The sequence below is a fragment of the Shewanella sp. 492 genome (assembly GCF_059338445.1).
The window spans coordinates 3,473,155-3,487,483 of the sequence record NZ_CM181702.1; the positions used below are offsets into that span (position 1 = coordinate 3,473,155).

Consider the following 14,329-nt stretch of genomic DNA (forward strand, 5'->3'; position numbering starts at 1 on the left):
TCTGCCATGGCAGCATCGCGCCCGTTTAACAAAGTGCTTATAGCCAATCGCGGTGAAATCGCCGTAAGGATCATCCGCGCCTGCCAGCAATTGGGTATCGCCACAGTGAGCGTTCACTCACGCGCCGACAAAGACGCCTTGAATGTCACCCTTGCCGATGAAAGCCTGTGTATTGGCGCCGCACCATCGAGCCAAAGTTATCTAAGCAGCCAAGCAATACTGGTCGCTGCCGCACTCACCCATGCCGATGCTATCCATCCTGGTTATGGCTTCTTATCCGAAAGCGCCATCTTTGCCGAGCAAGTGACCGCCAGTGGCTTTGTGTTTATCGGCCCACGCAGTGACACTATCCGCCTAATGGGGGATAAGGTCAGTGCCATTGCCGCCATGAAAGCGGCAGGATTACCGACGATTCCCGGCTCTGATGGCCTGTTGGGCGATGATGCGTCCGCCAATTTGGCTCTGGCCGACGCTATTGGCTATCCGGTTATGGTCAAAGCCACCGCCGGTGGTGGCGGAAAAGGGATGCGCATCGTTAACGATGCCAGCGCGCTGCTAAGCACCATAGCCTTAACTCAAGGTGAGGCCGAAGCCACGTTTGGCAATGCCGGCGTCTACCTAGAGAAATACTTAAGCCAGCCGCGCCATATCGAGGTGCAAGTCATATGCGATAAGCAGGGCAATGCGCTGTCTTTAGGCGAACGTGACTGCTCGATGCAACGTGCCCAGCAAAAGGTGATAGAGGAAGCGCCGGCATTAGGGTTAACCGATGAGCAGCGCGATATTATCGGTCAACGCTGTATTAAGGCTTGCCAAGCCATAGGCTATGAGGGCGTTGGCACCATAGAGTTTCTTTACCAAGAGGGTGAGTTTTTCTTTATGGAGATGAATACCCGCTTGCAGGTAGAACATACGGTAACAGAGATGGTGACTCATCTCGACTTGGTCGCCGAGCAGCTGCGTATCGCCGCAGATCAGCCTCTTGGCATGCGCCAAGCACAAATACAATGCCATGGTCATGCTATTGAGTGTCGTATTAACGCCGAAGATCCTGTTAACTTTATCCCATCACCCGGCACCATCACAGCACTGACCCTTCCTGGCGGCCTTGGGGTTCGTTGGGACTCGCACCTTTATCAAGGCTATCAAGTGCCACCCTATTACGATGCCATGATAGGTAAGCTCATCACTTGGGGGAGCTCACGCAACTGCGCCGTTGCCCGTATGCGTGTTGCCTTAAATGAACTGGTTATCCAAGGGATTAACACGAATATCCCCTTGCTCAAGCGGATACTGGCCGACGATGGTTTTATCCAAGGCGCGCAGCCCATCGATTATTTAGAGCACTCACTGCTGGCGACTCTGCCGACCAATAAAGCCGACCGCTAGGGGCGATATGTAGCTCTTTTCCCCGACCATATTTACGCCGTTCGATTAAGGTACTGCTCAATATCCACCGTATCGATTTGACTCGGGTCGAGAAATTTATTCGCGTAGTCAAGGTAAACACCACTGGTTAAAAACAGCTCAAATAGGTCTCTGTCGACATGATCATCCAACACCATTTTATGCAAAATATCGATGGCCACACTGAGGGGTTTAGCCTTTTTATAGGGTCTATCGGCGGCCGTTAAGGCTTCAAAAATATCGGCTAACACTAAAATGCGCTCAGGGGTGGATAGCTGCTCAGCCGTCAACTTGCGCGGATAGCCAGTGCCTTTAAGTGTTTCGTGGTGAGTCGAGGCATAGCGCGGCACCCGCGCCAGTTCAGGAGGAAAAGGTAAGTTCTCTAACATCTTAATGGTACTGGTAATGTGCTCATTAATCTTGAAGCGATCTTCAGCAGTTAAGGTACCTCGTGAAATGGCTAAATTGTGTAACTCACCTTGGTTATACAGATGCTCAGGGATCGTCATCTTTATGCCAAATTTTTCATCGAAGTGCACCGGAAAATCGCGGCGAATAATATGCTGCGGTTTATCACTTAATAGTTGCTCAGTTGCAGGCAGAGAGGCTGGCAAGTCGGGATAGTTAAGCTCTTCTATGGGGGACAGCCCCAGCCTGTCGTCGAAATGGCGTACCCAAGTAATTTTGGCCAGTTGCAGTAATCTATCGATATGAGCTTGGTCCATGAATTCGCCCCCTACATTGGCATTGGCGATAAACTCAAAATCTTGGCTGAGTGTTTGCCACTTGCTATCTAATTCTGCCTGCAGGTGCTCTTTGTGCTCAGGTTGCTGCGCTAGCTGTTGGTGGTAACTGATTTGAGCATCACGCCACAATACCTCAAAGCGCATGCGCACCTCGTGAATACGGTTATAGATCACCTCTAACTTACTGCCCTTATCGACAATATGCTCTGGTGTGGTGATCTTGCCGCAATCATGTAACCAAGCCGCTATTCTAAACTCAATGTGCTCATCTTCATTCTTAAACCCAAACGTCTTAAAAGGCGGCAGTGTCGAGGCAGAAGCCTGCTCTGCCAGCATTAACCCAAGTTCAGGTACTCGATTACAATGCCCGGCGGTATAGGGAGATTTATCATCAATAGCCTGCGCGATAAGCTTAATAAATGATTCCATTAAGTGCTTTTGATTATATTCATGCAACTTAATCGACTCAGACATATCCACCATAGAGCTGGCCAACTCATCAATTTCAACAATATAACTATTAACCTTAGTGACCTCACTGTATTGGCGGTTTTTCACTTTGAGGTTTTCAAGTTCTAACTGTTTAATGGGATTGATAATGGGAGAAGCAAAGAGCCATGATAATGGCAGCACTAACAGCATGCATATGCCGGTGATCAGAATAGACTTTTTCACCCGTTCATGACTCGTCGATAGCAACACGGGTTTAGGCACCACGATAGCAAAATATTCCGTTGCTGCGCCGTGGTTATTCATTGGGGTTACATAAACATACTTGTTTTCGCCATTGAGCGAATACTGGGTTAACTGCCGATGTGCGTCTGGATTATTAGCAATATCTATCAAAACCTTATAAGGAACAACCCCCTGAGATAATAAGGGTGAAAGCCGTGGCCCTTCACCGAACCATTTTTGCCGTAACGCGTTTACCTGCTCAGGCGTAATATTTGCCAATGCTAAGTTGATTATACCCAGCAACATCTCTTTACCTGGGTGCACCACAATACTTAAGCCGGTATCAACCCTCGCCGGCGAAAAATCGAGTTGCTCATGAAATTGGATGCCATCAATAAAGAAAAGCTTAGCGGTATAATGCAGTACTATGCTGTTATCTAATGCGGCAAACACCTCCCCTTGGGCTACGGCCTGCAAGACCGCCCGAGTTGAGTCATACTCAACCACCTCAAGTTGAGGAAAATGACGCGTTATAATAGGGATAATTGACCAACCACGGGGAATCGCGACCTTACGCCCTTCGAGTTGACTAATGTGATGAATCACCTTGGATTCGGGACGAGTCACGACGGCAAAAGGTAAGGGCAAAAACGATTGACTAAATAACCCTAAATCATGATTTTCTGGAGTATTTAATACCGAGTGCAATAGATCGAGTTCACCCTGTTTGAATTTTTCAGCAAACTCAGCCCAGCTAAATCCATTAGTGTACTCAATTCGCAGCCCAGTCATTTGTGCCACTAAGTTGAGCATATCTATGCTGTATCCTCGCGGCTCACCCGCAAGTGCAAAATCGATTGGCGGCCAATCAGTTTCATTCGATGCTCTCAATACTGGCGAGCGCGCAATAAAGGCTTTTTGCTCCTCAGAGAGGACTAATGGCGGCGCTGCTGGGAGTTTAAATTCGGCTACAGAAGTTTGGTTAGAGGCGATAAGCTCGCCACTGCCTTGATAAACAAACACCTCTTGTTTTTTGTCTAGCCCATGGCTCTGCCCTTGAAGGACAAGATGATCTTCTAGGCTAGATAACGCAATATCCACCCCTAAGACAGCATCACTCCCCGCTAACTTAATGGAATAACTCACCCCTGGAGCTTGCAAATTTTGAAATAAGTACGGCTCAGTTTTATATACCTGCTTATGGTCGGCGTTGATATACCAAGGGCGATTGGTCGCATCATAATCACTCACATCCCTATGGCTGACTCTAAGGTTAAACTCGGCATCGAAATAAGCGATTTCACGCACGCGCGTGCCATCATCACCAGCTTCAATCTTGATTAAAGCCCAACGATCGGAGTGACCCGCGTTTAACTGTTTGCCAACAATAGGATGCGCATTAAGATTGATAAGCTCGTATAAATTACCGTTTTCTAATCCAATGTAGATAGCACAGATAAAGGACGAGGTTTGCATCACTTGAGAAAATACGTTGAGTGCCTCGGCAGACAAGCCATCGTCTGCCTGCAACGGCGAGAAATTTGACAAGAGCTTAGTCGTATTGACCATCCTGCGGTCTAAATACGCCAAGTGGTCACTGGTGCTACTCGCACTGCTATTGTAGAGTTTAAGCGCCGACTCAGTAGCCAGACGCTCACTAAAATAGTACTGCAATCCAATCGCAATCACGGCAGTAAATAGGGTCGCTAATACAAAAATGCCGACGACGGTTACACGTATAGTAAATCGATAAGGTTTTGTGCCCTGCGCTGCCATGAGCGAATCCTTTTTCTTCGGGGAGGCTAAACGTCGAATGCATTTAGGATAGTATAACAAACCAGTAACAAGTCAATTTGTTATCTGTACTGCGCACATGCAATTTAACCCCGTGCCTCACGAAGAAATACAGCAAAAATAACAGTAATAACTGGGGCTATAGCACATAGCTGTTATCAGCATAAACGCTGATAACTCGGTGACAAACTATAAGTAAAAGTCTGCGCCAGCAGATTGCCGTGGGTATAGGCGAAACATCGACTGACCTCAGTAAGGCATCAGCTCAGGCACACATTCGATGGGGAGGACGAGGAGTCAGGCAGAGCCACCAACCCGAGAGCAGACTCAGGTTGGCACACACCGCAGTCAGGCGCTTTTTATGTCGTTTAACTGCGATTTACTACGGGCAATTTTAATTAAATGATAGATATTAATGCAGGCAACAAAGGCATTCATACCTGCAACCGGCCATGCCGATATGTAAGTGCCGTAGATCACAAACAGCGAACAGCCAGCAAAATTAAGCGTTCTTAGCCAAACAATGTCTTTCATCATTAAGGATATTGCCACCATTAATGATGCAGAATAGCCAATTAATTCAATTGTGTTTGATACTTCCATAAGGCACCTTCTTAAGGCCCTATACCATCCGTAAGCGAACTGGGGGATCCATGCCCCTAAAGCAAGTTAAATTAACGTTATCAATTACTGCAGCTATATTAGCAAAACCATTCGCAATGTGTAATAAAAATACGTTATTTAATGAGGTGGGTCATGTTTTCAGTATATTTTGCCACCAATGATAGAAACATTACACCAACTGACATGAAAGCTGGTTTTATCGGCAATTGCGTGATTGATAACGCTTTTCTTTTTAAGAATCCCTTATATACTGGCTGGTACTAATATCTTGCTGATTTATCCTAGCAAAATGCCTTCCTACAGGAGTATGACTTATGGAATACAACACCTCAGAACTTTGTGACACTTACATTGATATGGTCGATGTCGTCGAACCCATGTTCAGCAACTACGGTGGTTGTAGCTCTTTTGGTGGTTCAATTAGCACCATCAAATGCTTCGAAGACAATGGTTTGATTGCAGAAGTATTGCAGCAAGATGGGGAAGGTAAAGTGCTGCTGGTTGATGGTGGTGGTTCATTACGCCGCGCACTGCTCGATGCTTCAATTGCAGAAATTGCGGTCGCCAATAACTGGGAAGGTATTGTTATTTACGGTTCGGTGCGTGATGTTGATGCGCTGGAAGATCTCGATATCGGCATCCAAGCTATCGCCTCAATACCCGTTGGCGCCGATGGTCATGGTGTGGGCGAGCTCGAAGTGCCGGTTAACTTTGGTGGCGTGACCTTCTTACCAGCCGATCACCTGTATGCTGACAACACGGGGATTATTTTGTCGCCAGAGCCATTAGATATCGATTAACGCTCTTACAGACAAATTCAATGCCCCATTCGCAATGGCGATATACTTAAGATCAGCGCAAGCAAAATAGCCAGTAACCGCACTGATGCTAACAATAAAAAAGGATGATGACCGACTAGGCCATCATCCTTTTTTGATTTAATTATTAATATACTTAGTCACAACCACCATATGGGTTAACGCGATAGGTTAACCCATATAACATGACCATTAACTAATGTAGCTTTGCCCCGCGTAGACCACGAAATGCCGTAAGGCCAACACCCCCAGAATCGTGCTACAAGATACGGTAATTAAAAATGCCTTGCTGTGTCGCCACGCCTTAGGGGCGAAGGTGCTGGCAAGCACGGGCACACCCAGCCCTAAACCGACTACCCCAACCCAAAAAACGCTTGCCCAAGTCCCAGTGGTGATTGCCGCCGTCGCCGCCTGCGCGGCAGGACCGGAAAAGTTAAGCCCGACAAACAGTAGCACTAAACAAAGTGCCTCATTAAACGCCACGGGATACTCGATACGGTGCACCTGCTCGATACAGTCAGACTCTTTCTTACTGAAAAACAGCGTGGCCACCAAGATATTACCAGCCGAACCGACCGAGAGCGCCGAAGCTAAGAACAGCGCTGGTAACACGGCGGTGTTGAGGATCGGATAGCTGATCATCGCCGACAGTAAAAATCCGGTGTAGACCCCGACACCGAGTGCCAGCGCAAAAATCAGCTTATTCAAACTGCCTTCAACCTGACGGCAGACCGACAAGATGCCCGCTAACCAAGGAGCGTAATGCAGCACCTGCTTTTCAAACACTAACGCGGCAAACACAAACACCAAAGGAATGTAAATCAGCAGGGCGATAACCCCCCATGCCATCACAGACGTTAAGTTGTAATTGAGTAAGATATGATAAAATTCAAACGGTTTCGTCAAATCCAGCACCAATAACGCCATGCCCAAACAGATAGCCACTGGCCCTATCACCGCCGCGGCCTTGATCACAGGCAAGCCATCAGTGGGGAGCCCTCGGCTCTGCTTGTACCATTTAAGCCCTATCGCCACCAACATAGAACCTGCCGATAAGCCTGCCATAAACAGGTAGACCGCGATTATCCAGTTCCAGACGACTGGATCATATTGCTCCATGGAGCCCCAAATATTGTTCATGCTTTAATCCCCCCTTTACGGCTAGGAATGCGATAGACCCTTGGCTCTGTGCCAAGATTCACCTTTTGCTGATAATGCGGCTTAGTGTCTAACACCTTGCGAACCTCTGAGTTCAGATCATTGGCATCGCCAAACACTAAGGCTTGGGTTGGGCAAACACTGACACAGGCAGGGTCTTCACCACGAGCAAGGCGCGTCTCCTTACAAAAATCACACTTGTCTGGCACCCGAGTTTCCGGATTAATAAAGCGCACCTTGTAGGGGCAAGCGGCAACACAATAGAGGCAGCCGACACACTTGTTTTCATTTATCGAGACAATGCCATCGGCGTTAACGTAGGCCGCGCCCGTAGGACACACCTTGACGCATGGCGCGTTTTCACACTGCTCACAAGAGACGCGATTGTATTTAAAATGCAGGTGAGGAAAGTTACCGTAAGGCCCCTCGATGCGCACCTGAAGCCGGGTCACCGACTCAGGCACATTATTTTCACTGCGGCAGGCCACATTACAGGCTTGGCAGCCAATGCACTTATTTTCATCGTGCACAAGAACATAACGTTTAGTCATAATGAACTCCGATTACAGCTTGGCAATTTTGACCCCGGTGGTATGCAAATTCATACCTGTAACCGGAGAAGTAACGTGAGGAAGTAGGTTGCCACAATGCACACCTTTACCTGTGGCGCGGGCCAGTTCTTTGTTTTTAGAACCACAACCCATATAGGCAAACACGGTATCGGGACGAATACCCGGCGTGACCAAGGCATGCCCCTCTTCGCTACCGGTCGCGTTATAGATGCGAATCGCGTCACCATTGGCAATGTTCAATAAGCCCGCCGTGATGGGATGGATCCATACCGCATTATCCGACATTAGATTAGCCAGCATAGGGACATTTTGCGTGCCCGCATTGGTGTGCACCGCGACTTTTCCTTGGATGAAAAACAGCTCGTCGGCCTTCTTCATGGTCACTTCGCGGTAGCGGATAACCCCCCTCCCTGGCGCCATTTGCTCCACTTTATCTGAGCTCAATTCAATCTTGCCAGACGGGGTTTTAAAGCTTAGCTGGCTGGCATAAGTGCCATCATCATCGACCGCTTTAGCATTGGGGTAGGTATCGGTAAAGGTCTTGATCATCTCCCGCTCACGCAGCATCAACGGCTTACCATAGCTGACCCAGCCATCACGTTTAATGGTGTTGAGCAGCGCCGCATCTTTATCGACTTGAAACAGCTGCAAGGTTTCCATGTTATCCCAAGGGAAGTACTGCCCTTGCCCGAGTTGATTGGCTAACTCCTTCCAAATCATCCAGCTGGGTTTAGTGTCGCCTATGGTGTCGACCACACGTTGACGCACATAGTAAGCAGGGTTTTTACCCGACTTATCGACAATCTCCTCATCACGCTCAAGGTAGGTCGATTCAGGCAGGAAGATATCGGCATAAGCGGCGCTTTCACTGATATAGATATCGCAGGCGACGATAAAATCGAGCTTTTGCATGGTCTCAACAATGCGTGCTCTGTCTGTCATGGTCTGCATCGGATTGGTACGGCTCATCACCCAGCCATGCAACTGATAAGGCTTGGCCTCTAATGTTGCATCTAAAATCGTTTGGTAGATCCCCCCCGATGACCACAACAAGGCATATTGTTCATCGACCATATCGATACGCTTGGCATCGATTGAGGGCATACCCTCTACCCCAGGTTTCGCTAAGGTCGGCGCCACTTTTTCACCGGCAAACTTATTGTACTTAGAGGCTTTCTTCCCAAAATAAAGCCCCCCTTTACGCTCGATATTACCGATTAACACGTTGGCGGCATAAAGGGCGCGGCGCATCTCAAACTCTTCGGTGGTAAATGAAGAGCGGTGGCCAAAGTCCACCACGGCATGAGGGGCTGCGGCGGCGTATTCGTGAGTGATACGGCGAATATCTTCAGCGGGCACATCACTGACCGATTCGGCCCACTCAGGCGTGTAGGCTTTAACTTCTTGCGCAAACGCGTCGAAACCAGCAACGTACTGGGCGACAAAAGCCTTATCATACAGCTCATCTTCGATAAGGGTGTGGCAAATCGCCAACGCTACCGCAACGTCGGTGCCAGGTTTAATGGCGTACCACTCATCGGCTTTATCGGCCACTATCGAGAAGCGAGGCTCAAACACCACCAGCTTAGCGCCCTTCTCCATTTGTGCATTCATCATGCCCCGCGTTTCAGACATATTGATGCCTTCATACAGGTTATGACCAAAGTTAATGATGTATTTAGAGTTACTTAAATCACGTTTGACTTTGCCACCAAAAATCGCCTTGGCAGCCACCACATAACCGGCCGGACACGTAGAGGCGTGAGTAAAGGTGTTTGGGCTACCGAAAGCCTTAGCCAGATGGAAAAGGTGACCCGAAAGTGAGCCAGATTTAGAGGAAAATGCCACCGATTCGGCGCCGTGCTGGGCTTTTATCTTATTGAGATTTTCGGCAATGATGGCATAAGCTTCATCCCATTCGATTTCGGCCCATTTGCCTTCGCCGCGCTCACCTACCCGCTTGAGCGGTTTAACGATACGTTGCTTGTCGTACAGCTGACTATGGCCTGCGCCGCCACGAGCACAGACTGCGCCACCAAAGGATTTGGCTTTCTTGTTGCCCAATATGGAGACGTTTTTACCATTCACGACTCGCGCCGAAATGGGGCATCTTGTCGAGCACATCTCACAGATACTGGCGACCGATTCTGCACTGCCGCTTAACCCCGTTTGCCCTAGCGCTGCTAATGAGCCCGGCAACGTCGCAAATACGCAACCTGCGGTCCCAGCACCAGCCCCTTTAATAAAGGTACGCCGATCAAGTTTCATGATTTTTCTCCCAATTAACAATGATACCGACAGACCTGAGCTGGTAGCTCATCCCGATTAATTACGTGGGACAACACCATCAAATGTCACTCGGTTTTCACCATTGTTACCAAGGGAGGAGTGGTTGCACATTGTGGTATACCACATATCGATCCACTGACAGGTCAGTTTGTGATCGACTTCATGGTCGATAATTTCACCAACACACAGCACTGATTTTGTATAGTGTGGTAAACCACATATCGAATCGCACTCGTGCAACTCATACATATAAAAGTAATATAAAACAATTAATTACTATGTTTTCTTTTTATCTAAAGCAGATGAGTCACTAACCGTTAAATCTGCACCGCTTGTTGGCACCCTCTACGCTTTAGTACAATTTTAGCCACGCAGCCGCTATGGCCGTCGTCGCGATTTTCTAATGTAAAGCCACCGTTATGCTCTTTTATCACCTCACTGCAGATGGCTAACCCCAAGCCTAATCCTTCGGTTTTGGTGGTAAAGAACGTTGCCATCACGGTGGCGGCATTTTGCGCCAGTCCAGGGCCATTGTCGGTCACTAGCACATCCACTTGATGTTCATGAAATTGCAGCTTAATCATGATGTGGCCCCGCTCAGTCTGATCTGGGCGCTCGGCAATGGCATCGATACTGTTTTTAATCAGGTTAATCAATACTTGCAGCAGACCGACGCGATCGGCGCTAATAAAAAACGGCTCACCGCTGGTCTCTTTGACCACCTCGATATCGCGGCGCATCAACTCTAAACGCAGCAGAGACAGGCTCTCATCCACCAGAGTGAGAATATTCACATCATCCATTACCGCCTCTTTGCGTTTGAGTAGACCCCGGATCCTGTGCACCACTTCCCCTGCACGAGTGGACTGCTTATGAATTTTTTGCAGCAAGTCTATGGTGGCTTCCGCCTCCGTCAATTGCCCGCCTTGCATGCGCATGATGCCGCCCTCGCTATAACTGGTGATGGCGGCAATAGGTTGGTTGATCTCATGGGCCAGCCCCGCGCCAATTTCGCCAATCATCGAGGCGCTTTGCAGCCGCTCTAACGCAATAGCTTGCTGCTTTAACTGCCGCTCGGTGCTGACCAATGACTCACTTTTTTGGTGAAAGCGGTACTCGATCCACAAGTGATATACCGTTGCCACTAAAAAAATGACCACAGCTAAGATGCCCCAATGGCGATTTTCATTGAGCCAAGTTTGCAGGGCGTTTAAACGGCTTTTTTCCTGCGAGATCACATGTAAGTCACCATACAGTTGGATAACGGTTAGCTGACTAATGGGCGACGTCCAGCCCATGAGTTGGCCGCTAACGGCGGCTGGATGATCGGCAGGCAATGCCATTAATGCCTGACTAATTTGTTGGCTAAGATTAATGTCGACACTTTCATTGGCCGCAAACGACCAGTTAGGATAAAGCTTAGTGCTGCACTGGCAGTCATACCCTTCGGGGCGACTCGGGTTAAGCACTCTAAAATCGGCAGGATTTAACAAGCCGCGCGCCACCATATCCTCAAGCGTACACAAGGGGGTAATGGCGGCATCGACATGACCGTCTCTCACTTGATACAGCAAGGGATCGAGCGGAAAGCCAACAAACTTAACTTGGCCAAAATAGTGGTCAGCATCCATGCCCAATTTATGCATTAATCCCGCGGTCGCCTGATAACCGCCTAATGCATGGGGATCGCTGGCTGCAATGATTTTATCTTTTAAATCATACAAGGTGCGGTAATCACTTTCGGCTTTCACCACGATGGCCGAGCCGATAGCCGTGGTGCTACCGTTATGCCGCCGAGAACGCATGGTGGCTAACCAAGACAGCGGATACTGGTTCGACAGATACAGATATTGCCCTGGGTTGGTGATAATAAACTGGATCTGCCCTAGCTCCATAGCAAGATTTAAGGCTTCAAAATTACCCGGAAATACATGAAATTGCGTGCCGGGTACCTGTTGATTTAAATAGGTCATCATGGGCGTCCAGCGCTCCATGGCTTGTTGATGCCCCCAGTTAGCCAACACGCCGACATATAGCTGTTGTGGCTGGGCAACAACACGAGCTGAATAACACAATAAACCACTCAATAAACAACACACAGCCAATGCATGCAGTAGGTGTTTATACACACAATGCTCCTCAATCGATACGCTTAGCACAGCTTACGGTATCGATAACGGATCGCCACGTGATGCGCCTCATGCTTTACCTAAAATAGTTGGCTAAATGGCCGCATCTGCGATATCAATCATAGTCATCGCCGCCAAATAGTTATCAAAGCTCAATAAAGGAACCGCCGTGCCAACATCTCCCTTGAATCCAGTGTATCTTGTCGACGATGATGAGGCGGTCATCGATGCGATCAGCTTTTTAATGGTGGGTTATGGCTATGAGATAACCAGCTTTAACGCTGGCGATGACTTTCTGTCCAGTGTCGATCTGACCCAGCCCGGCTGCGTGATTTTAGATGCCAAAATGCCCTCAATGAGCGGGCCACAGGTGCAGCGTTTATTGCACCAAGCTAAAAGCCCACTGGCAGTGATCTTTCTCACCGGCCATGGTGATGTGCCGATGGCGGTCGATGCTTTTAAAAATGGGGCGTTTGACTTTTTCCAAAAGCCCGTCCAAGGCGCAGCGTTATCCGAGTCTATCGCTAAAGGGTTACACTACAGTGAGCGCCAACATTGGAAGCTTCGCCACCAAAAGCTTATCGACACTTTGTCTGAGCGAGAAACCCAAATTTTCAAATTAGTTATCGCCGGCCACACCAATAAACAGATGGCCAACCAGCTGTGCGTCGCACTGCGAACCATCGAAGTGCACCGAGCAAAAATGATGAGCAAATTGGGGGCCAATAATGTTGCCGAGCTGCTCAAATTGGCGCCGCTCCTCAATAGCCCTAGCGACAACGACTAAGTCCAACGCTCCAAGCCACTAGCCTCACGACAATAAACCATGACACCGCCAATAAACGATGACGCCAAGGTCTACAGCCACTCTGGGGTTTTCTCCTGCATTTATGCACAATTGCCAGCCGCTAGGTTTGTGGGCCACAATAGGCCAATTGAGTCATTAATAATGAGATAGGCCCATGCCAACACTGCTCCCCTTTACCCACCAAATATGCAGCGTCTTCACCCATGTTCGTGAAGGCGAAACCAAGCTGGGACAAGCCTTACATTGCTACGATGGCAACACACCATTAAACACCGCATTAGCCGATGCTAAACAACAAGGCGTGCGATTTGTCATCTTAGGGATAGGTGAAGATATTGGCCCGCGGGCCAACCTTGGTCGTGGCGGTGCGGTTGATGCGTTTGAAGCAACCATGAGCCAATGGTGTAATCTGCAATCAAATCAATTTTTCGACGCTAAGCAGTGCATGGTGCTTGGGCAAGTTAATACTCACGATTTGCAACTGCCCGCGAGCGCAACCACCCAAACATTAAGAGCCCATGTCGAGCGCCTCGATGAACGGGTTATCCATATCGTCAGCAGCATCATTGCCGCCGGATTAGAGCCTATCGTGATTGGTGGCGGCCATAACAACGCCTACGGGCTTTTAATGGCAAGCAAACAAGTGATGAAGCGCCCTATCGCCGCCGTCAACCTCGACCCTCATGCTGACTTTCGCCCCAGAGAAGGCCGCCACAGCGGTAATGGTTTCAGTTACGCCGCAGCCAGTGGTGCGCTGGGTTACTACCATGTACTGGGCATGCATGAGCTCAAAAATAGCCAACAAACCTTAGACCAACTCAGCGCCTTTGGCGGCAAGTGGCATACCCTGCAAGCCATCTGGGTGCGACAAGAGCTGAGCCTCAAACAGGCCATCGATGAGATAGTCACTCAACTTAACGACAGTGGTTCACCGGTGGCGGTTGAGTTAGATATGGATGCCATCATTAATATGCCCAGCAGCGCCTCAACCGCGGCGGGAATTCCGTTACTGGACGCCCTCTATTACGTTAATCAAATAGGGCTGCGCACCAACGCCTGTTACTTGCATTTGGCCGAAGCCGCCCCTAGTTGTCATAGCGCGGGCAGCGATGCGGGACGCAGAGAAACAGGTCAGAGTATTAGCGAACTGATCTATGCCTACATGCAAGGACGTATAGCTAGACAACCCATAGGGTAATTGGCTCAGGGGAATTTGGCTTATCGCTAATATTATGATGTAATGCGGCGTCCAATTTTTCAAACTCTGCGCCAACGCGCATTTTTATTAAATCGGCACATGGATTATTAA

The 14,329-nt window shown here is 48.8% G+C and carries 10 protein-coding genes; 4 read left to right on the plus strand and 6 right to left on the minus strand.

Translation table 11 applies throughout. From position 1 onward, the window contains the following. Positions 1 to 6: 6 nt before the first annotated feature. A complete protein-coding gene (gene accC, locus AC5YBX_RS15305) occupies positions 7 to 1,389 on the plus strand; it encodes an acetyl-CoA carboxylase biotin carboxylase subunit (RefSeq protein WP_494523978.1) in 1,383 nt (460 codons plus the stop codon). 32 nt (positions 1,390 to 1,421) lie between these two features. Here accC and AC5YBX_RS15310 read toward each other — a convergent pair whose 3' ends face one another. Together AC5YBX_RS15310 and AC5YBX_RS15315 are read right to left on the minus strand one after the other, a co-directional pair. Further along, complete coding sequence (locus AC5YBX_RS15310) at positions 1,422 to 4,604, minus strand: HD domain-containing phosphohydrolase (RefSeq protein WP_494523979.1); 3,183 nt, start codon at positions 4,602 to 4,604, stop codon at positions 1,422 to 1,424. A gap of 366 nt (positions 4,605 to 4,970) precedes the next feature. After that, on the minus strand, positions 4,971 to 5,225 hold the full coding sequence (locus AC5YBX_RS15315) for a YgjV family protein (RefSeq protein ID WP_494523980.1): 255 nt from the start codon (positions 5,223 to 5,225) through the stop codon (positions 4,971 to 4,973). 335 nt (positions 5,226 to 5,560) lie between these two features. Between AC5YBX_RS15315 and rraA the strand changes: the two genes are divergently transcribed. Beyond that, positions 5,561 to 6,046, plus strand: coding sequence for a ribonuclease E activity regulator RraA (rraA, locus tag AC5YBX_RS15320; RefSeq protein ID WP_110457059.1), 486 nt, complete (start codon positions 5,561 to 5,563; stop codon positions 6,044 to 6,046). A 210-nt stretch (positions 6,047 to 6,256) separates the two neighbouring features. Here the strand turns inward: rraA and nrfD are convergent, their stop codons facing one another. The 4 genes from nrfD to AC5YBX_RS15340 all read right to left on the minus strand — a co-directional run bounded on the left by nrfD (position 6,257) and on the right by AC5YBX_RS15340 (position 12,212). Next, positions 6,257 to 7,204, minus strand: coding sequence for an NrfD/PsrC family molybdoenzyme membrane anchor subunit (nrfD, locus tag AC5YBX_RS15325; protein ID WP_475514985.1), 948 nt, complete (start codon positions 7,202 to 7,204; stop codon positions 6,257 to 6,259). Next, on the minus strand, positions 7,201 to 7,773 hold the full coding sequence (locus AC5YBX_RS15330) for a 4Fe-4S dicluster domain-containing protein (protein ID WP_110457057.1): 573 nt from the start codon (positions 7,771 to 7,773) through the stop codon (positions 7,201 to 7,203). The genes nrfD and AC5YBX_RS15330 overlap by 4 nt, the downstream gene beginning before the upstream one ends. A gap of 12 nt (positions 7,774 to 7,785) precedes the next feature. Then, a complete protein-coding gene (phsA, locus tag AC5YBX_RS15335; protein ID WP_494523981.1) occupies positions 7,786 to 10,062 on the minus strand; it encodes a thiosulfate reductase PhsA in 2,277 nt (758 codons plus the stop codon). 338 nt (positions 10,063 to 10,400) lie between these two features. Next, on the minus strand, positions 10,401 to 12,212 hold the full coding sequence (locus AC5YBX_RS15340) for a sensor histidine kinase (RefSeq protein ID WP_494523982.1): 1,812 nt from the start codon (positions 12,210 to 12,212) through the stop codon (positions 10,401 to 10,403). A gap of 169 nt (positions 12,213 to 12,381) precedes the next feature. On the opposite strand from AC5YBX_RS15340, the gene AC5YBX_RS15345 reads away from it, so the two are divergent. Continuing rightward, positions 12,382 to 12,999, plus strand: a complete 618-nt coding sequence (locus tag AC5YBX_RS15345; protein ID WP_494523983.1) for a response regulator transcription factor — start codon at positions 12,382 to 12,384, stop codon at positions 12,997 to 12,999. A gap of 175 nt (positions 13,000 to 13,174) precedes the next feature. Beyond that, positions 13,175 to 14,218, plus strand: coding sequence for a formimidoylglutamase (locus AC5YBX_RS15350; RefSeq protein ID WP_475514989.1), 1,044 nt, complete (start codon positions 13,175 to 13,177; stop codon positions 14,216 to 14,218). The last annotated feature ends 111 nt before the right edge of the window (positions 14,219 to 14,329 follow it).